1 protein-coding gene is annotated in these 21,870 nt (G+C 76.3%); it reads left to right on the forward strand.

All coding sequences use genetic code 11. From position 1 onward, the window contains the following. Positions 1 to 11 precede the first annotated feature (11 nt). Positions 12 to 21,870 (forward strand): SDR family NAD(P)-dependent oxidoreductase (locus ACR807_RS08340; RefSeq protein ID WP_438920628.1); only part of this gene is annotated, 21,859 nt, incomplete at its 3' end.

The raw sequence follows: 21,870 nt of genomic DNA on the forward strand, positions 1-21,870 counted from the left end.
GTGGGGACACCGTGGGTGAGAACGACAAGCTCCGCGATTACCTGACCCGGGTCACGGGTGAGCTGCAGCGCACGCGCAGCCGCCTGGCCGAGGTGGAGGCGCGGGACGCCGAGCCGGTCGCGATCGTCGGCCTGGGCTGCCGGTTCCCCGGCGGCGTGCGCACGCCCGAGCAGTTCTGGGACCTGCTGGTCGGCGGGCGGCACGGCATCACCGGCTTCCCGGACAACCGGGGGTGGGACGTCGAGGGCCTGTTCGACCCCGACCCCGACCACCTGGGCACCAGCTACGTCCGGCACGGCGGCTTCCTGCACGACGCCGACGCGTTCGACCCGGAGTTCTTCGGCATCTCGCCGCGCGAGGCGGTGTCGATGGACCCGCAGCAGCGCCTGCTGCTGGAGACGTCGTGGGAGGCGCTGGAGCGCGCGGGCATCGACCCGACCTCGCTCAAGGGCAGCCGCACCGCCGTCTTCGCGGGCACCAACGGCCAGGACTACGGCCGCGAGCTGCCCAAGGGCGTCGAGGGCGTCGAGGGCTACCTGGGCACCGGCATCTCCGGCAGCGTCCTGTCCGGCCGCATCTCCTACGTGCTCGGCCTGGAGGGGCCGTCGGTCACCGTGGACACCGCCTGCTCGGCGTCCCTGGTGACGCTGCACCTGGCGGTGCGCGCGCTGCGCGCGGGCGAGTGCGACCTGGCGCTGTCCGGCGGCGCGACCGTCATGGCCGGCCCGGACGCCTTCGTCGAGTTCTCCCGGCAGCGCGGCCTGGCCCGCGACGGCCTGGTCAAGGCGTTCGCCGCCGCCTCGGACGGCACCGCGTGGGGCGAGGGCGCGGGCGTGCTCGTGCTGGAGCGGCTCTCCGACGCGCAGCGCAACGGCCACCGCGTGCTGGCCGTGGTCCGCGGCACCGCCGTCAACTCCGACGGCGCGTCCAACGGCCTCACCGCCCCCAACGGCCCGTCGCAGCAGCGCGTCATCCGCGCCGCCCTGGCCGACGCCCGGCTGTCCACCTCGGACGTCGACGCGGTCGAGGCGCACGGCACCGGCACCACCCTCGGCGACCCCATCGAGGTCCAGGCGCTCCAGGCCACCTACGGCCGGGGCCGCGACCGGGACCGCCCGCTGCTGCTGGGCTCGGTCAAGTCGAACATCGGCCACACCCAGGCCGCCGCCGGTGTCGCGGGCGTCATCAAGGTGGTGCTCGCCCTGAACAACGGCGTGCTGCCCGCCACCCTGCACGTCGACGCGCCCACCCCGCAGGCCGACTGGTCCTCCGGCAGCGTCGAGCTGCTGACCGGCAACCGCCCGTGGCCCGCCGACCACGTCCGCCGCGCCGCCGTGTCCTCGTTCGGCATCAGCGGCACCAACTCGCACGTCGTGCTGGAGCAGGCGCCCGAACCCGCGCCGGACGCCGACGCGCCCGCCGACCGCGGCCCCGCGCCCGCGCTGGTGCCGTGGGTGCTCTCCGGCCGCACCGCGGACGCCCTGCGCGCCCAGGCCGAAGCCCTGCTGGAGGTCGCGGGCGACCCGGCCGACGTCGGCTGGTCGCTGGCCGCCACCCGCGCCACCCACGAGCACCGCGCCGTGGTCACCGGGGCCGACCCGGACGCGCTGCGCGCCGGCCTGCGCGCCGTGGCCGACGACGTGCCCGCGCCCGGCGTCACCACCGGCGAGGCCACCGGCGGCCTGCTCGCCGTCATGTTCACCGGCCAGGGCTCCCAGCGCCTCGGCATGGGCCGCGAGCTGCACGCCGCGTTCCCCGTCTTCGCCGAGGCGTACGACGCGGTCGCCGACCTGCTGCCCGGCATCCGCGACGTCGACGACGCCGACGAGCTCAACCGCACCGGCAACGCCCAGCCCGCGCTGTTCGCGCTGGAGGTCGCGCTGTACCGGCTGGTCGAGTCGTGGGGCGTGCGCCCCGACTTCCTGATCGGCCACTCCGTGGGCGAGATCGCCGCCGCGCACGTCGCCGGCGTGTGGTCCCTGGCCGACGCCGTCGCGCTGGTCGAGGCGCGCGGCAGGCTCATGCAGGCGCTGCCCGAGGGCGGCGCGATGTGCGCCGTGCAGGCCACCGAGGACGAGGTGCGCGCCGAGCTGCGCGCGGGCGTGGACGTCGCCGCCGTCAACGGCCCCACCTCCGTCGTCGTCTCCGGCGAGGCCGGGCCCGTCGCGGAGGTGGCCGCCGCGTTCGCCACCCGCGGCCGCAAGACCAAGGCCCTGTCCGTCTCGCACGCCTTCCACTCGGCGCTGATGGACGACATGCTCGCCGACTTCGCCGAGGTCGTGCGCGGGCTGACCTTCCACACCCCGAAGATCGCCCTGGTCTCCAACGTCACCGGCCGCCTCGCCCGCACCGAGGAGGTGTGCGACCCGGCGTACTGGGTGCGGCACGTGCGCGAGGCCGTCCGGTTCGCCGACGGCGTCGCGACCCTGGCCGACGCGGGCGTCACGCGCTACTTCGAGCTGGGCCCCGACGGCGTGCTGTCCGCCGCGGGCCAGGACTGCGCCGAGGGACTGTTCGTGCCCGCCCTGCGCAAGGGCCGCGACGAGGTGCCCGCGCTGCTCGACGGCCTCGCCGCCCTGCACGCCCACGGCGCCCGCGTCGACTGGGCGGCGTTCTTCCCCGGCGCGCGCCGGGTCGACCTGCCCACCTACCCGTTCCAGCGCGCCCGCTACTGGCTGCCCGCGACCGCCCAGGCCGGCGACGCCGCCGGGCTGGGCCTCAGCTCGCTGGACCACCCGCTGCTCGGCGCGGCCGTCTCGGTCGCCGACGCCGACGGCTTCCTGTTCACCGGCACCCTCTCCACGCGCACCCACCCGTGGCTGGCCGACCACGTCGTGATGGGCGCGGTCGTCGTGCCCGGCACCGCGCTGGTCGAGCTGGCCGTGCGCGCCGCCGACGAGACCGGCCTGACCGCGGTGGAGGAGCTGACCCTCCAGACCCCGCTGGTGCTGCCCGAGACCGGCGGCGTGCAGGTCCAGCTGTGGGCCGGCGCGCCCGACGACTCCGGCCGCCGCCCGCTGACCCTGCACTCCCGCCCGCACGGCGCGGCGTCCGACGACCCGTGGACGCTGCACGCCACCGGCTCGCTGACCGCCGCGCGCACCGACGCGCCCTGGGACCTGGCCGAGTGGCCGCCGCCCGGCGCGCGGTCCGTCGCGCTGGACGGCCTGTACCCCGAGCTGACCGCGCTGGGCCTGGACTACGGCGACGCGTTCCGGGGCCTGCGGGCCGCCTGGAAGCTCGACGGCACCACCTACGCCGAGGTCGCGCTGCCCGAGCAGGTGAGCGACCAGGCGGGCCGGTTCGGCCTGCACCCGGCGCTGCTCGACGCCGCCCTGCACGCCCTGGCCCTCGACGACGGCGGCCAGGCCCGGCTGCCGTTCAGCTGGACCGACGTCGCCCTGCACGCCTCCGGCGCGGCCGAGCTGCGGGTCGAGCTGTCCCCGGCCGGCACCGACGCCGTCTCCCTGCGCGTCGCCGACGGCACCGGCGCGCCGGTCGCCGAGGTCGGCTCGCTGGTCGTGCGGCCGGTGTCGGCCGAGCAGATCCGCACCGCCCCCGGGCGGGACGGCCTGTACGAACTGGCCTGGCAGCCGGTGCCCGCCGCGTCCGGCACGGCCCCCGCCTGGCGCGACCGGACCGAGGTGGGCGAGGACGTCCCGCCGGTCGTGGTGCACCGGGTGACCGGCGCGGACGTCCACGCCGCGGTCGCCGACACGCTCGACGTGCTCCAGGAGTGGCTCACCGACGAGCGGTTCGCCGACGCGCGGCTGGTCGTGCAGACCGCCGGCGCGGTCTCCACCGGCGCGGGCGACCCGGTCGACCCCGCCCTCGCGGCGGTGTGGGGCCTGGTGCGCAGCGCCCAGTCCGAGCACCCCGAGCGGTTCACCCTCGTGGACGCCGACGAGATCACCGACGCCGTGCTCACCAGCGGTGAGCCGCAGCTGGCCGTGCGCGGCGGGGAGCTGCTGGCCCCGCGCCTGGTCCCGGTCGAGTCCGGCGAACGCCTGGTGCCGCCCGCCGGCGACTGGCGGCTCGGCCTGTCCGGCAAGGGCACCCTCGACCACCTGACCCTGGAGCCGGTGGCGCACGAGCCGCTGGGCCCGAACGGGGTGCGGGTGTCGGTGCGGGCGGCGGGCCTGAACTTCCGCGACGTGCTCAACGCGCTCGGCATGTACCCCGGCGAGGCCGGGCTGCTCGGCAGCGAGTTCGCCGGTGTCGTCACCGAGGTGGGCGACGCCGTCACCGACCTCGCGCCGGGCGACGAGGTCATGGGCCTGGTGTCCGGCGGTGCCGGACCGGTGGCGGTGGCCGATCGGCCGATGATCACCCGCAAGCCCGGGGGCTGGTCGTTCGAGCAGGCGGCGACGGTGCCGCTGGTGTTCCTGACGGCGTACTACGCCCTGTGCGACCTGGGCGGGGTGAAGGCGGGCGAGTCGGTCCTGATCCACTCGGCGGCCGGTGGTGTGGGCATGGCGGCGACGCAGTTGGCCCGGCACCTGGGTGCGGAGGTCTACGGCACGGCGAGTGAGGGCAAGCGGCACGTGTTGCGTGCGGCGGGGTTGGACGACGGGCACATCGCGTCGTCGCGGACCCTGGAGTTCGCGGACCGGTTCGCGGGGATCGACGTGGTGCTCAACGCGTTGGCGGGCGAGTTCGTGGACGCCTCGCTGCGCACGATGGCCCCGGGTGGTCGGTTCCTGGAGATGGGCAAGACCGACGTCCGCGAGGACGTGCCGGGTGTCGCCTACCAGGCGTTCGACCTGATCGAGGCGGGGCCGCGGCGCACCGCCGAGATGTGGGAGGCGTTGATCGAGCTGTTCGACGCCGGCGTGCTGGAACCGCTGCCGGTGCGGGCGTGGGACGTGCGCGAGGCGCGGGAGGCGTTCCGGTTCGTCAGCCAGGCCCGGCACATCGGCAAGGTCGCGCTGACCATGCCGCCGGTGCTCGACCCCGCCAAGTGGGTGCTGGTGACCGGCGGCACGGGTGGCCTGGGCGCGTTGGTCGCCCGGCACCTGATCATGCGGTACGGGGTGCGCAAGCTGCTGCTGACCAGCCGTCGCGGTCTCGACGCGCCCGGCGCGGAGGAGCTGCGGCGGGAACTGGTCGAGCTGGGCGCGCAGGTCGAGGTCGTGGCGTGCGACGTGTCCGACCGCGGCTCCGTGGGCGCACTGCTCGACGGGCTGGAGATCACCGGCGTGGTGCACGCCGCCGGCGTCCTCGACGACGGCACGATCGACTCGCTGACCCCCGACCGCGTGGACCGCGTGCTCGGCCCCAAGGCCGATGCCGCCCACCACCTGCACGAACTGGCGCAGGACCCGGCCCTGTTCGTCACCTTCTCCTCGGCCGCGGGCGTGCTGGGCGCGCCCGGCCAGGGCAACTACGCCGCCGCGAACGCCTACCTCGACGCGCTCGCCGAGCACCGCCGCGCCCGCGGCCTGCCCGGCCAGTCCCTCGCCTGGGGCCTGTGGGCCGCCGGCATGGGCGACGCGCTCGGCGAGGCCGACCTCGCCCGGCTGCGCAACGGCGGCACCCCCGCGCTGACCGTCGAGGAGGGCCTCGCCCTGTTCGACGCCGCCCTCGCGGCGGGCACGCCGGTCGCCGTCCCGGTCAAGCTCGACCTGCCCGTGCTGCGCGCGGCGGCCCGGACCTCCCCGCTGCCGTCGGTGCTCGGCGCGCTCGTGCGCACACCCGCCCGGCGGACCGCCAAGTCCGGTGCCGAACAGGGGTCCTCGCTGGCCCGCAAGCTGGCCGCGCTGACCGAGGCGGAGCAGGACCGCGAACTGCTGGACCTGGTGCGCACCCAGGTCGCGCTGGTGCTCGGCCACGTCACGGCGGGCACCGTCGAACCCTCCCGCGGCTTCCTCGACCTCGGCTTCGACTCGCTGACCGCCGTCGAGCTGCGCAACCGCCTCGGCGCGGCCACCGGCCTGCGCCTGCCCGCCACGGTCATCTTCGACCACCCGAGCCCGGTCGCCCTGGCCGGGTACCTGCGCACCGAACTGCTCGGCGGGCTCGGCGGACCGGCCGGCCCGCAGGTCCGGGCGCACACCGGCACCACCGACGAACCCATCGCGATCGTGGCGATGGCCTGCCGCTTCCCCGGCGGCGTCCGCTCGCCGGAGGACCTGTGGCGGCTGGTCGCCGAGGGCGGCGAGGGCATCACGGAGTTCCCGACCGACCGCGGCTGGGACCTGGCCTCGCTGTTCGACACCACGCCGGGCCGCAACGGCGTCTCGCACGCCCGCACCGGCGGGTTCCTGCACGACGCGGGCGAGTTCGACGCCGAGTTCTTCGGCATCTCGCCCCGCGAGGCGCTGGCGATGGACCCGCAGCAGCGGCTGCTGCTGGAGACGTCCTGGGAGGTGCTGGAACGCGCCGGGCTGCGCCCGCAGGAGCTGCGCGGCAGCGCGACCGGCGTCTTCACCGGCGCGATCTACCACGAGTACGCCTCGCGCCTGACCGCCATCCCGGAGGACGTCGAGGGCCTGCTCGGCACCGGCACGTCCGGCTCGATGATGGCCGGCCGCATCTCCTACACCTTCGGCTTCGAGGGCCCGGCCGTCCTGGTCGACACGGCCTGCTCGTCGTCGCTGGTCGCCATGCACCTCGCGGCACAGGCACTGCGCTCGGGCGAGTGCACGCTCGCCCTCGCGGGCGGCGTCACCGTGATGGCCAACCCGGACCCGTTCGTCGACTTCAGCCGGCAGCGCGCGATGGCGGTCGACGGCCGCTGCAAGGCGTTCGCCGACGGCGCGGACGGCGTCAGCTGGGGCGAGGGCGTGGGCGTGCTCCTGCTGGAGCGGCTGTCCGACGCGCAGCGCAACGGCCACCGCGTGCTCGCGGTGATCCGGGGTTCGGCGGTCAACCAGGACGGCGCGTCCAGCGGCCTCACCGCCCCCAACGGCCCGTCGCAGCAGCGCGTCATCCAGCAGGCGCTGGTCAACGCCGGGCTGACCCCGGCGGACGTGGACGCGGTGGAGGCGCACGGCACCGGCACGAGGCTCGGTGACCCGATCGAGGCGCAGGCCATCCTGGCCACCTACGGCCAGGAGCGCGACGAGCCCCTGTACCTGGGGTCGATCAAGTCCAACATCGGGCACACCCAGGCCGCCGCCGGCGTGGCCGGCGTGATCAAGATGGTGGAGGCCATGCGCCGGGGCGTGCTCCCGCGCACCCTGCACGTCGACGCGCCGTCCGGCCAGGTCGACTGGGAGGCGGGCGCGGTCAGGCTGCTCACCGAGGACACCGGGTGGCCGGGCGCCGACCGCCCGCGCCGCGCCGGCGTGTCCTCGTTCGGCTTCAGCGGCACCAACGCGCACGTGGTGCTGGAGCACGTCCCCGAGCCCGCCCCCGAACCGGTCGCGGGCACCACGCCCGCGGTCGTGCCGTGGGTGCTCTCGGCCCGGGACGACGACGCCCTGCGCGCCCAGGCGGCGCGGCTGGGCGCGGCGGTGGGCGACGCGTCCCCGGTGGACGTCGGCCACTCCCTGGTGACCACCCGCGCCGCGCACGAGCGGCGGGCCGTGGTCGTCGGCTCCGACCGGGACGCCCTGCTCGCCGGGCTGTCCGCGTTCGCCGAGACCGGCCGGGCGCACAACGCGGTGACCGGTCGGGCACGTCCCGGTCGGCTGGCCGTGCTGTTCACCGGTCAGGGTTCGCAGCGGGCGGGGATGGGGGAGGGCCTGTACGAGGCGTTCCCGGCTTTCGCCCGTGCCTATGACGAGGTGTGCGCCCATCTTCCGGGTGTTCGTTCCGGGGTGGACCTGGATCAGACTGGTAACGCGCAGCCGGCGATCTTCGCGTTGGAAGTGGCGTTGTTCCGGTTGGTGGAGTCGTTCGGTGTGCGCCCGGATTTCGTGGCGGGTCATTCGATCGGTGAGATCGCGGCGGCGCACGTCGCGGGTGTGTTGTCGCTGGCGGACGCCGCGACGCTGGTGGAGGCTCGTGGTCGTTTGATGCAGGCGTTGCCCGCCGGTGGTGCGATGGTGGCGGTGCAGGCGTCGGAGGAGGAGGTGCGCGAGCACCTGTCCGATGCGGTGTCGTTGGCGGCGGTCAACGGGCCGAACGCGGTCGTCCTGTCGGGTGTGGAGGAGTCCACCCTGGCGGTGGCGGCGCGGTTCGCCGAGCTGGGGCGCAAGACGAAGCGTTTGACGGTGTCGCACGCGTTCCACTCGGTGTTGATGGAGCCGATGCTGGACGAGTTCCGCCAGGTCGTGCGCGAGCTGACCTTCTCGGAGCCGTCGATCGCGGTGAACGACCGGTGGACCGACCCGGAGTACTGGGTCGAGCACGTCCGTGCCACGGTCCGGTTCGCCGACACCGTGACGGGGTTGGAGGAATCGGGTGCGACCTGGTTCCTGGAGCTGGGTCCGGACGCGGTGCTGTCCGCCCTGGTCGAGCCCGGCACCGCCGTGCCCGCACTGCGCAGGGACCGCGACGAGGCCACCACCCTGGTCACCGCTCTCGCGACGTTGCACGCCCACGGCGCGGCAGTGGACTGGGAGAAGTACTTCGAGGGCAGCGGCGCCACGACCGTCGACCTGCCCACCTACGCCTTCCACCACAGGCACTTCTGGTTGGTCCAGGCGCAGACGGCGGGTGACGCGGCCGGGCTCGGCCTCGGGTCGCTGGACCACCCGCTGCTCGGCGCGGCCGTCGCGCTGCCAGACAGCGGCGGACTGGTGTTGACCGGACGGCTGTCGCTCGACGCCCAGCCGTGGCTGGCCGGGCACCGGGTCGCCGACGCGGTCCTGCTGCCCGGCACCGCCTTCGCCGAGCTGGTCGTCCGCGCGGGCGACGAGGTCGGCTGCGGCACCGTCGAGGAGCTGACCATCCACACGCCCCTGGTGCTGGAGGAGGCCGCGGTCCAGCTGCGGGTCTCCGTCTCGGCCCCGGAGGCGGGCGGGCGGCGCGCGGTGGCGGTGCACTCCCGCCGCCAGGACGCCGACCCGGACGAGGAGTGGACGGCGCACGCCACCAGCACCCTGGTGCCGGGCGACGCGGAGCCGGCCGGCGACCTGACCGAGTGGCCGCCGGCCGGTGCCGAACCGCTCGGCCTGGACGGCTTCTACGTCGAGCTGGCCGAGGCGGGCCTCGACTACGGCGAGCCGTTCCGCGGCCTGCGCGCGGCCTGGCGGCGGGGTGAGGAGACCTTCGCCGAGGTCGCGCTGCCCGAGGGCACCGACGTCAGCCGCTTCGGCCTGCACCCGGCCCTGCTGGACGCCGCGCTGCACGCGATCGGCCTCTCCGGCGGTCGGGCCGGCCTGCCCTTCTCGTGGGCCGGGGTGACGCTGCACGCCTCCGGCGCGTCCGCGCTGCGCGTCCGGCTCACGCCCACCGGTCCCGGCACGGTGTCGCTCCAGGTCGCCGACGGCACGGGCACCCCGGTGCTCTCCGTCGCCTCGCTCGCCCTGCGGGCGATCAGCGAGGGCCTGCTGCGCCCGATCAGCGAGGTCGAGCGGGACGCGCTGTTCACCGTGGACTGGGTGCCCGTCGCGGCGGGCGCGCCGGTCACCGTGCTGCCGCACGGGGAGGACGGCGACGCCGACGCGGTCGTCTTCACCGTGCCCGACGGCGAGGTCCGCGACGTGACCGACCGCGTCCTGGGCGTGCTGCACGCCTGGCTGGCCGAGGACCGGGCGGCACGCCTGGTCGTGCGGACCGCGCCGGGCGTCCCCGCGCACACCGCGGTGGCCGGGCTCGTCCGCAGCGCCCAGGCCGAGCACCCCGACCGCCTGGTCCTGGTGCACGGCACCGGTGACGTGGCCACCGCGGTGGGCACCGGCGAGCCGGAGGTGCTGCTCGTCGGTGGCGAGCTGCGCGTGCCGAGGTTGGTCCGCGCCCAGGCGACGAGCGACACGGACTGGGCCCTGGAGGGCACCGTCCTGGTCACCGGCGGCACCGGCGGCCTCGGCGCGCTGGTCGCCCGGCACCTGGTGGAGCGCCACGGCGTCCGTCACCTGCTGCTCACCAGCCGCCGGGGCGGCGACGCGCCCGGCGCGGCGGACCTGGAGCGCGAGCTGACCGACCTGGGCGCGGAGGTGACGATCGCGGCCTGCGACGTCGCCGACCGCGAGCAGCTGGTGGCCGCGCTCGCCCTGGTCGCGCCCGACCAGCCGCTCAGCGGCGTCGTGCACGCCGCGGGCGTCCTCGACGACGGCGTGCTGGAGACGATGACGCCCGAGCGCGTCGCCGCCGTCCTCGCGCCCAAGGCCGAGGCCGCCTGGAACCTGCACGAGCTGACCAGCGGCCTGGACCTGTTCGTCCTGTTCTCGTCGGTCGCGGGCACGCTCGGGGCACCGGGCCAGGCCAACTACGCGGCGGCCAACGGCTTCCTCGACGGGCTGGCCACCTACCGGCGCGACCGGGGCCTGGTCGCCACCTCCATCGCCTTCGGCCTGTGGCGCAGCGGCATGGGCAGCGGCCGGTCCGGCGGCCCGGCCGGGTTCGGCGCCCTGTCGGACGAGGCCGGTCTTGCGCTGTTCGACCTGGTCGCGCTCGGCGACGACGCCAACCCGGTCGCGCTGCGGCTGGACGTGGCCGCGCTGCGCGAGGACGCCCGCGCCACCGGGGCCGTCCCGCACGTGCTGCGCAGCCTGGTCAAGCTGCGCCCGCGCCGCGCCGCGCACGCCGGTGAGGCAGCCGGTCTGCGGCAGCGGCTCGGCGGCCTGCCGCAGCCCGAGCGGCTCCGGGTGCTCGTCGAGCTGATCCGCACCGAGGTCGCGCTCGTGCTGGGCCACGAGGGCCCGCACGCGGTGGAGGCCGACCGGGCGTTCGGCGAGCTGGGCTTCGACTCGCTCACCTCGGTCGAGTTCCGCAACCGCGTGGACGCGGCCACCGGGCTGCGCCTGCCCGCCACGCTCACCTTCGACCACCCGACGCCGCTGGCGCTGGCCGAGTTCATCCGGTCGGAGTTCCTCGACGAGCAGGACGGTCCGGCCGCGCCCGTGCACGCCCCGGCGGCGGTCAGCGGCGACCCGGTCGTCATCGTCGGCATGGCCTGCCGCTACCCGGGCGGGGTGCGGTCGCCGGAGGACCTGTGGGACCTGGTCGCACAGGGCCGCGACGGCGTCTCGCGCTTCCCGGAGGACCGCGGCTGGGACGTGGACGGCATCTACCACCCCGACCCCGACCAGCCCGGCAAGACCTACACCCGCGAGGGCGGGTTCCTGCACGACGCGGGCGACTTCGACCCCGAGTTCTTCGGGATCAGCCCGCGCGAGGCGCTGGCGATGGACCCGCAGCAGCGCCTGCTGCTGGAGACCTCGTGGGAGGCCGTCGAACGCGCCGGGATCGACCCGACCACCCTCAAGGGCAGCCCGACCGGCGTGTTCGCCGGCGTGATGTACCACGACTACGGCACCAAGCTGGGATCGGTGCCGGACGGCGTCGAGGGCTTCCTCGGCACGGGCACCTCGGGCAGCGTGCTGTCCGGTCGGGTCGCCTACACGCTGGGCCTGGAGGGCCCGGCGGTGTCGGTGGACACGGCGTGCTCGTCGTCGCTGGTCGCCCTGCACCTGGCCGCGCAGGCGCTGCGCACCGGTGAGTGCTCGCTGGCGCTGGCCGGCGGCGTGACCGTGATGGCCACGCCCGACACGTTCATCGGCTTCTCGCGGCAGCGCGGCCTGGCCGCGGACGGCCGCTGCAAGTCGTTCTCCGCCGACGCCGACGGCACCGGCTGGTCCGAGGGCGTCGGCGTGCTGGTGCTGGAGCGGCTGTCCGACGCGCGCCGCAACGGCCACCGCGTGCTGGCCGTCGTGAAGGGCTCGGCGATCAACCAGGACGGCGCGTCCAACGGCCTCACCGCCCCCAACGGGCCGTCGCAGCAGCGGGTCATCCGCGCCGCGCTGGCCGGCGCGGGCATCCCGTCGTCCGGGGTGGACCTGGTGGAGGCGCACGGCACCGGCACCTCGCTCGGCGACCCGATCGAGGCGCAGGCGCTGCTGACCACCTACGGCCGCGAGCGCGAGGACGAGCCGCTGTACCTGGGCTCGATCAAGTCCAACATCGGCCACACCCAGGCCGCCGCCGGCGTCGCCGGGATCATCAAGGTGGTCCAGGCGATGCGCCACGGCGTGCTGCCCAGGAGCCTGCACCTGGACGAGCCGTCCCCGCACGTGGACTGGTCGGCGGGCGACGTCAGCCTGCTGGCCGAGCCGCGGCCGTGGCCCGAGGTGGACCGGCCGCGCCGCGCGGCGGTGTCGTCGTTCGGCATCAGCGGCACCAACGCGCACGTCATCCTGGAGCAGCCGGCCGAACCGGAGCCGGCGCGCGAGGTCGTGCCGCCCGCGGTCGTGCCGTGGGTGCTGTCGGCCCGCGCCGAGGAGGCCGTGCGCGAGCAGGCGTCCCGGCTGCTGGCCGTCGAGGGCGAGCCCGTGGACCTCGGCCTGTCGCTGGCCACCTCCCGCACCGCGCAGGAGCACCGCGCCGTCGTGCTCGGGACGACCGCCGACGAGCTGCGCGCCGGCCTGGCCGCGCTCGCGGCGGGGGAGACCGGCGCGGGCGTCGTGACCGGTCGCGCGACGACCGGCCGGACGGCGGTGCTGTTCACCGGTCAGGGTTCGCAGCGGGTCGGCATGGGGGAGGGCCTGTACGCGGCCTTCCCGGTGTTCGCCCGCGCCTACGACGAGGTGTGCGGGTACCTGCCCGGTGTCCGCTCCGCCGCGGACCTGGACCGGACGGGTAGTGCGCAGCCGGCGATCTTCGCGCTGGAGGTGGCGCTGTTCCGGCTCGTGGAGTCGTGGGGCGTCCGCCCCGACTTCCTGGCCGGCCACTCGATCGGCGAGATCGCGGCGGCGCACGTGTCCGGCGTGCTGTCGCTGGCGGACGCCGCGACCCTGGTGGAGGCGCGCGGTCGCCTGATGCAGGCGCTGCCCGCCGGTGGCGCGATGGTCGCCGTGCAGGCGAGCGAGGACGAGGTGCGCGAGCACCTGTCGGCGAAGGTGTCGCTGGCCGCCGTCAACGGCCCCGACGCGGTCGTGCTCTCCGGCGCGGCCTCGCCGACGCTCAAGGTGGCCAAGAAGTTCGAGCGGCTCGGGCGCAAGACCAAGCGCCTGAGCGTGTCGCACGCGTTCCACTCGGCCCTGATGGAGCCGATGCTCGACGAGTTCCGCGAGGTCGTGCGCGGGCTGTCGTTCGGCGAGCCGTCGATCCCCGTGGTGTCCACGGTGAGCGGCGCGCCGGCCGACCGGCTCGCCGACCCGGAGTACTGGGTCGAGCACGTCCGCGCCACGGTCCGCTTCGGCGACGGCCTGTCCTGGCTGCGCGGCGCGGGCGTCACCCGGTTCCTGGAGGTCGGCCCGGACGGCGTGCTGTCCGCGATGGGCGGCGGCGACGGCCTGTTCACCCCGTTCCTGCGCCGGGACCGCGACGAGGCCGTGACCGCGCTGACCGCGCTGGCCACCGCCCACGTCCACGGCGTCCCGGTCGACTGGTCGGCCGTGTTCGCCGGCTCCGGCGCCCGCGTCGTGGACCTGCCGACCTCGGTGTTCCGGCACCAGCGGTTCTGGCTGGTCTCGGTCGGCGCGGACGCCGACGTCACCGCCGCGGGCCTGGAGCCCGCCGAGCACCCGCTGCTCGGCGCGGCCGTGCCGCTCGCGGACGGCGACGGCTGGCTGTTCACCGGCAGGCTGTCCCGGGGCACCCACCCGTGGCTGGCCGACCACGAGGCGCTGGGCGCCACCCTGGTGCCGGGCACCGCGCTGCTGGAGCTGGCCGTCCGGGCCGGTGACGAGGCGGGCTGCGGCGCGGTGGAGGAGCTGACCCTCCAGGCGCCGCTGGTGCTGCCCGGTTCGGGCGCGCTGGACGTCCAGGTGATCGTCGGCCAGGCCGACGACGCCGGCCGGCGCCCCGTGTCGGTGCACTCGCGCAGCCCGCACGAGCCGTGGACCGAGCACGCCGTCGGCACCCTGTCGCCCGCGGCCACCGCTCCCACCGCGGACCTCGCGGCCTGGCCGCCGCCCGGCGAGGCGGTCGACGTCACCGACCTGTACGACGACCTGGCCGCCGCCGGCCTGGCCTACGGACCGGTGTTCCGCGGTCTCAAGGCCGCCTGGCGCGACGGCGACGACGTCTACGCCGAGGTCGCGCTGCCCGAGGACGAGCACGACCGGGCCGGTCGCTTCGGCGTCCACCCGGCGCTGCTGGACGCCGCCCTGCACGCCATCGGGCTCACCCCCGGCGAGGGCGGGCGGCTGCCGTTCGTGTTCGGCTCCGCCGTCCTGCACGCGGCCGGCGCGACCGCCCTGCGCGTCCGGATCACGCCGACCGGGACCGACTCGGTCTCCCTGCTGGCGGCGGACAACTCCGGCGCGCCGGTGGCGAGCATCGGCTCGGTGGTCGTCCGCCGGGTCGAGGCCGGGCAGCCGCGCACCGGGGACTCGCTCTACGAGCTGACCAGGGTGCCCATGCCCGCCGTCGCCGAGGCGGTCGACACCGCCCCGCTGCACGAGGTCGGCGACGAGGTCCCGCCCGCGCTGGTGCTGGACGTCCCGGCCGGCGAGCCGCGCGACGCGCTGCGCGCCGCCCTGGCGGGCATCCAGGCGTTCCTGGCCGAGGAGCGGTTCGCCGACGCCCGGCTGGTCGTGCGCACCGACGGCTCCCCGTCCGGCGCGGCCGTCCGCGGCCTGGTCCGCAGCGCGGGGTCCGAGCACCCCGGCCGGTTCGTGTCGGTCGAGGGCGACGACGTCGCCGCCGCGCTGGCCACCGGCGAACCCGAGGTCCGCGTCCACGACGGCGAGGCCCTGGCGCCCCGCCTGGTCCGCGCCCGCACCGGCGGCGACGCCGACACCGGGTGGGGCGACGGCGCGGTGCTCGTCACCGGCGGCACCGGCGGCATCGGCGCGGCGCTGGCCCGGCACCTGGTGACCGCGCACGGCGTGCGCGAGCTGGTGCTGACCAGCCGTCGCGGCCTCGCCGCCCCCGGCGCGGCCGAGCTGGCCGAGGAGCTGGCGGGGCTGGGCGCGTCCGTCCGGGTCGAGGCGTGCGACGTCGCCGACCGGGCCGCGCTGGCCGCGCTGCTGGACGCGGTCCCCGGGCTGACCGGGGTCGTGCACGCGGCGGGCGTGCTGGACGACGGCGTGGTCACCGCGCTGACGCCCGAGCGGCTCGACACCGTGCTGCGGCCCAAGGCGGACGCGGCGGTCGCGCTGCACGAGCTGACCCTCGACCGGCCGCTGAGCCAGTTCGTCCTGCTGTCGTCGGTCTCCGGCGTGCTGGGCGGCCCCGGCCAGGGCAACTACGCGGCGGCCAACGCCCTGCTCGACGCGCTCGCCGAGCAGCGGGTCGCCGACGGCCTGCCCGCCCGCTCGCTGGCCTACGGCCTGTGGGCCGGCGGCATGGGCGGCGCGGCCGAGGCGGAGCGGCTGGCCCGCGACGGCTTCGGCGCGCTGTCCGAGGAGGAGGGCCTCGCGCTGTTCGACGCGGCCCTCGCGAGCGGGACGGCCGTGCCGGTGCCGGTGAAGCTCGACCTGGCGGCCCTGCGGGTCCGCGCCCGCACCGCGCCGCTGCCGTCCGCGCTGCACGGCCTGGTCCGGGTGCCCAAGCGCCGTGCCGCGGCCAACGACCGGGCGGTGTCCGGCCTGCTGGACACCCTGTCCCGGCTGTCCGCCGCGGAGCAGGAGGCGCACCTGATCGGCCTGGTGCGCACGCAGGTCGCGGCCGTGCTGGGCCACGGCGGTGCCGGCGCGGTCGACCCCGACCGGGCGTTCACCGAGCTGGGCTTCGACTCGCTGACCGCCGTCGAGCTGCGCAACCGGCTCGGCGAGACCACCGGGCTGCGGCTGCCCGCGACGCTGGTCTTCGACCACCCGACGCCGCTGCTGCTGGCCGGGCACGTCCGCACCGAGCTGGTCGGCGCCGCCCCCGAGGCGGCGGTCACCCGCACCCGGTCGGCCGAACCCGACGAGCCGATCGCGATCATCGCCATGAGCTGCCGGTTCCCCGGCGGCGTGCGGTCGCCCGAGGACCTGTGGCGGCTGGTCTCCGACGGCGTGGACGCCATCACGCCGTTCCCGACCGACCGCGGCTGGGACCTCGACGGGCTGTACGACCCGGACCCGGACCGCACCGGCAAGAGCTACGCCCGCGAGGGCGGGTTCCTGCACGACGCGGCCGACTTCGACGCCGAGTTCTTCGGCATCTCGCCGCGCGAGGCGATCACCGTCGACCCGCAACAGCGGCTGCTGCTGGAGACCGCGGTGGAGGCGTTCGAGCGCGCCGGGATGGACCCGACGTCGCTCAAGGGCAGCACCACCGGCGTGTTCGCGGGCGTGATGTACAACGACTACGCGTCCCGCCTGGCCACCACCCCCGAGGGCGTGGAGGGCCTGCTCGGCACCGGCAGCGCGAGCAGCGTGCTGTCCGGCCGGGTCGCCTACACCTTCGGCCTCCAGGGCCCGGCGGTGTCGGTGGACACGGCGTGCTCGTCGTCGCTGGTCGCCCTGCACCTGGCGGCGCAGGCGCTGCGCTCGGGCGAGTGCGAACTCGCCCTGGCCGGCGGTGCGACGGTGATGTCCACGCCGAACCCGTTCATCGAGTTCTCCCGGCAGCGCGGCCTGGCCCGCGACGGGCGCTGCAAGCCGTTCGCCGCGTCCGCCGACGGCACCGGCTGGTCCGAGGGCGCCGGGTTCCTGCTGCTGGAGCGGCTCTCCGACGCGCGCCGCAACGGGCACCCGGTGCTCGCGGTGGTGCGCGGCAGCGCGGTCAACCAGGACGGCGCGTCCAACGGCCTCACCGCCCCGAACGGGCCGTCGCAGCAGCGGGTGATCCGGCAGGCGCTGGCCAACGCCGGGCTGTCCACCTCGGACGTCGACGTGGTCGAGGCGCACGGCACGGGCACCTCGCTGGGTGACCCGATCGAGGCGCAGGCGCTGCTGGCCACCTACGGCCAGGACCGCGAGACGCCGCTGCTGCTCGGCTCGGTCAAGTCGAACATCGGCCACACCCAGGCCGCCGCCGGCGTCGCCGGGATCATCAAGGTCGTCGAGGCGATGCGGCACGGGGTCGTCCCGGCCAGCCTGCACGTCGACGAGCCCACCCCGCACGTGGACTGGGGCACGGGCGCGGTCGAGCTGGCCACCGGGGCGACGCCCTGGCCCGGCGCGGACCGGCCGAGGCGCGCGGCGGTGTCGTCGTTCGGCATCAGCGGCACCAACGCGCACGTCATCCTGGAGCAGCCGGTGGAGGTCCCCGCGCCGCCGCGCGAGGTCCGCGAACCCGCGCTGCTGCCGCACCTGCTGTCCGGGCGGACCGAGCAGGCCCTGCGGGCGCAGGCGGCCCGGCTGCTGGACGCCGACCTGGGTAACCCGGTCGACGTCGCCTGGTCGCTGGCCACCACCCGCACCGCGCACGAGCGGCGCGCGGTCGTGCTGGGCAACCAGGCCGACCTGCGCGCCGGGCTGGCCGCGCTGGCCGACGGGCAGGCCGCGACGAACGTCGTGACCGGCCGGGCGGTCCCCGGCAAGCTCGCCGTGCTGTTCACCGGTCAGGGTTCGCAGCGGGCGGGGATGGGGGAGGGCCTGTACGAGGCGTTCCCGGCTTTCGCCCGTGCCTATGACGAGGTGTGCGGGTACCTGCCGGGTGTTCGTTCCACCGCGGACTTGGACCAGACTGGTAATGCGCAGCCGGCGATCTTCGCGTTGGAAGTGGCGTTGTTCCGGTTGGTGGAGTCGTTCGGTGTGCGCCCGGATTTCGTGGCGGGTCATTCGATCGGTGAGATCGCGGCGGCGCACGTCGCCGGTGTGTTGTCGTTGGAGGACGCCGCGACGCTGGTGGAGGCCCGTGGTCGTCTGATGCAGGCGTTGCCTACCGGTGGTGCGATGGTGGCGGTGCAGGCGTCGGAGGACGAGGTGCGCGAGCACCTGTCCGACGAGGTGTCGCTGGCCGCGGTCAACGGGCCGAACGCGGTCGTGCTGTCCGGTGTGGAGGGTCCGACCCTGGCGGCGGCCGACCACTTCGGCGAGCAGGGCCGCCGGGTCAAGCGCCTGACGGTGTCGCACGCGTTCCACTCGGCCCTGATGGAGCCGATGCTCGACGACTTCCGCGCCGTGGTGCGTGAACTGACCTTCTCGGAGCCGTCGATCCCGGTGAACGACCGCTGGACCGACCCGGAGTACTGGGTCGAGCACGTCCGCGCCACGGTCCGGTTCGCCGACACCGTCACGGCGTTGGACGAGGCCGGCGCGACCCGGTTCCTGGAGCTGGGCCCGGACGCGGTGCTGTCCGGGATGGTCGAGTCCGGCACGGCGGTCCCGGCGCTGCGCAGGGACCGCGACGAGGCCACCACGGTGGTCCTCGCCCTGGCGACGCTGCACGCCCACGGCGTGACCGTCGACTGGGAGAAGTACTTCGGGGACAGCGGGGCCACGACCGTCGCCCTGCCGACCTACGCCTTCCAGCGCGAGCGCTTCTGGCTCGACGGCGGTTCGGCGGCCGGTGACGCGGCCGGGCTCTGCCTGACCGCGGCCGACCACCCGCTGCTGGGCGCGGTCGTGCCCACCGCGGGCGGGGACGGGCTGATCTGCTTCGGCAGGCTGTCCCGCGCCGCCCAGCCGTGGCTCGTCGACCACGCCGTGCTCGGCTCCGTGCTGGTCCCCGGCGCGGCCCTGGTCGAGCTGGCGGTGCGCGCCGGTGACGAGCTGGGGTGCCCGAAGGTGGTCGAACTCGACCTGGAGGCACCGCTGGTGCTGCCGGAACGGGGCGCGCTCGCCGTCCAGGTCGTCGTCGGCGCGGCCGACGGGGAAGGACGGCGCGAGGTCTCCGTCTACTCCCGGCCGCAGGACGGCGACGAGCCGTGGACCGCGCACGCGACCGGCGTGCTCGGCCCGGAGGAGGACCACCCGGCCGTCGCGGCGGGGGCTTGGCCCCCGGCGGACGCCGAGGCGCTCGACGTGACGGACCTCTACCCCGGCCTGGCCGCCGCGGGGCTCACCTACGGCCCGGTGTTCCAGGGCCTGCGGGCCGCCTGGCGGCACGGGGACGACGTCCTCGCCGAGATCGCGCTGCCCGAGGCGGCGCACGGTGACGCGGCGGGCTTCGGCGTCCACCCGGCGCTGCTCGACGCCGCGCTGCACTCCATCGGCCTGCTGCCCTCGGACGACGAGGCGGTCACCCGGCTGCCCTTCGGGTGGCGGGACGTCTCGCTGCACGCCGCGGGCGCGACCGCGCTGCGCGTCCGGGTCGGCCGCACCGGTCCCGACTCGGTCCGGCTGGAGCTGGCCGACGCGGCGGGCGCGCCGGTGCTCTCGGTCGGCGGCCTGACGCTGCGCGAGGTCTCCGCCGACCAGCTCGGCGCGGACCCGGGGACCCGGGACTCGCTGTTCCGGCTCGACTGGCTCCCGGTGGCCGTGCCGGACGCCGCCGTAGCCTGGGCGCACCACGAGGAGGTCGGCGACACCGTCCCGCCCGTGGTGGTCCTGCGCGTCGGGGGTTCCGCCCTGGACGTGCCCGGGGCGGTGCGGGAGGTGCTGGAGCGCACCCTCGCGGCCGTCCAGGCGTGGCTGGCCGACGACCGCACCGCCGACAGCACCCTGGTCGTGCTCACGCACGGCGCGGTGACCGCGGACCCGGGCGACGTGGTCGACCCGGTCGCCGCCTCGGTGTGGGGCCTGGTCCGCAGCGCCCAGGCGGAGAACCCGGGCCGACTGGCCCTGCTCGACGCCGCGGCCGACGACGTGGCCCGCGCCGTGGCCGCCGTCGGCGAGGAACCGCAGCTCGCCGTGCGCGACGGCGTCGTGCGCGCCTGCCGCCTGCTGCGGGCCGACAACGCGGCGGAGCTGGTCCCGCCCGCCGGTGAGCGGGCGTGGCGGCTCGACTCGCCGGAACGGCCCGTGCTGCGGCCGTTCGCCGGGGCCGACGACCCGCTGGCCGGTGACGGCGTCCGGATCGCGGTGCGCGCGGCGGGCGTGGACGCCGCCGGACCGCTCGGCCGCTCCGTCGCGGGCGTCGTGCTGGAGGTCGGCGGCGACGTCACCGACCTGCGGCCGGGTGACCGGGTGATGGGCCTGCTCGGGAACGCCGCCGGTCCGGTCGCCGCGGCCGCCCGCGCGGTCCTCGCGCCGGTCCCGGACGGGTGGACCTGGGAGGAGGCGGCGTCCGCGCCGCTGACGCACCTCGCCGCCTGGCACGCGCTGCACGACCTCGCCGGCCTCACCGCCGGCGAGTCGGTGCTGGTCCACGACGCGGACCGCGGGCTCGGCCTCGCCGCCACCCGGATCGCCCGCCACCTGGGCGCGCGGGTCCTCACCACCGCCGACCTCCCGGTCGCCGGCGTGGACGTCGTGCTCGGTTCGGCCGACGGCGCCGACCACGGGTCGGCCGCGCTGTTGCCGCGCGGTGGGCGGTTCGTGGAAAGGGGGAAGGCCGACGTACGTCCCAGCGGCGATCCCGCCCGGCAGTATCCGGAGGTGAACTTCCTGGCCCTGGACCTGACCGGGGTCGGGGCGGACCGGATCGCGACGACGTGGGAGGAGCTGGTCGCCTTGTCCGACACCGACGTGCTCACCCCGATCGCGCTCCCGGCCCGGGACGTGCGCCGGGCTCCCGGGGCGCTGGCCGACCTCGGCGGGGACGGGGTCGTGCTGACCGTGCCGCGCGCCCTGGACCCGGACGGCACCGTGCTGGTCACCGGCGGCACCGGCGGCCTGGGCGCGGCGGTCGCGCGGCACCTGGTCACCGCGCACGGCGTGCGGGGACTGGTCCTCACCAGCCGGCGCGGCGCGCAGGCGCCGGGCGCGGCGGAACTGGCCGCCGAGCTGACCGGGCTGGGCGCGCGGGTCCGGGTCGAGGCGTGCGACGCGGCCGACCGGGACGCGCTGGCGGCGCTGCTCGCGGACGTCCCGGACCTGACCGGTGTCGTCCACGCGGCGGGCGTCCTCGACGACGGCCTGGTCACCTCGCTCACCCCCGAGCGGCTGGCGACCGTGCTGCGGCCGAAGGTCGACGCGGCCTGGCACCTGCACGAGCTGACCGCGGACCGCGACCTGGCGCTGTTCGCGCTGTTCTCCTCGGCCGCGGGCGTGCTCGGCGCGCCGGGCCAGGCGAACTACGCCGCCGCGAACACGTTCCTGGACGCGCTCGCCGAGCACCGCCGGTCCCGGGGCCTGGCGGCCACCTCGCTCGCCTACGGCCTCTGGGCCGACGGCATGGGCGGCGCGGCGGACGCGGACCGGATGGGCCGCGACGGCATCGCACCGCTCGACCCGGCGGAGGGGCTGGCGCTGTTCGACCTGGCCACCTCGCTGGTCGCGCCGGCGACGGTGCCGGTGAAGCTCGACGTGGCGGGGCTGCGGGCGCACGCCCGGACCGCGCCGGTGCCGCCGCTGTTCCGCGGCCTGGTCCGCTCGACCGGTCGCCGGGTGGCCTCGGCCGACACGGCGGCGCGGGCGGACGAGCTGCGGCTGCGGTTGGCCGGGCTGTCCGAGGCCGACGCGCAGCAGGCGCTGCTGACCGTGGTCCGCTCCCAGGCGGCGGCCGTGCTCGGCCACGCCGGGGTGGACGCGATCGGGCCGGACCGGGCGTTCACCGAGCTGGGCTTCGACTCGCTGACGTCGGTCGAGCTGCGCAACGCGCTGGGTGCGGAGACGGGGTTGCGGCTGCCCGCGACGCTGATCTTCGACCACCCGACCCCCGACGCGCTGGCGGCGTTCCTGCGCTCCGAGGTGGCGCCCGCCGCGGCGCCCGGCGGGACCGGTGTGGAGGCCGAGCTGACCAGGCTGGCCGACGCGCTGGGCGCGCTGGACCCGGTGGACGTCGACGGGGCGCGCGTGGAGGCGAGGCTGCGGCAGCTGGTCTCCCTGTGGCAGGACAAGGTCCGCGACCGGGCCGGTGCGGACGGCAACACGGACATCGAGTCGGCCACCTTGGACG

This window comes from Saccharothrix sabaoui, from assembly GCF_051756985.1.
In the GTDB taxonomy this organism is placed as follows: Bacteria; Actinomycetota; Actinomycetes; order Mycobacteriales; family Pseudonocardiaceae; genus Actinosynnema.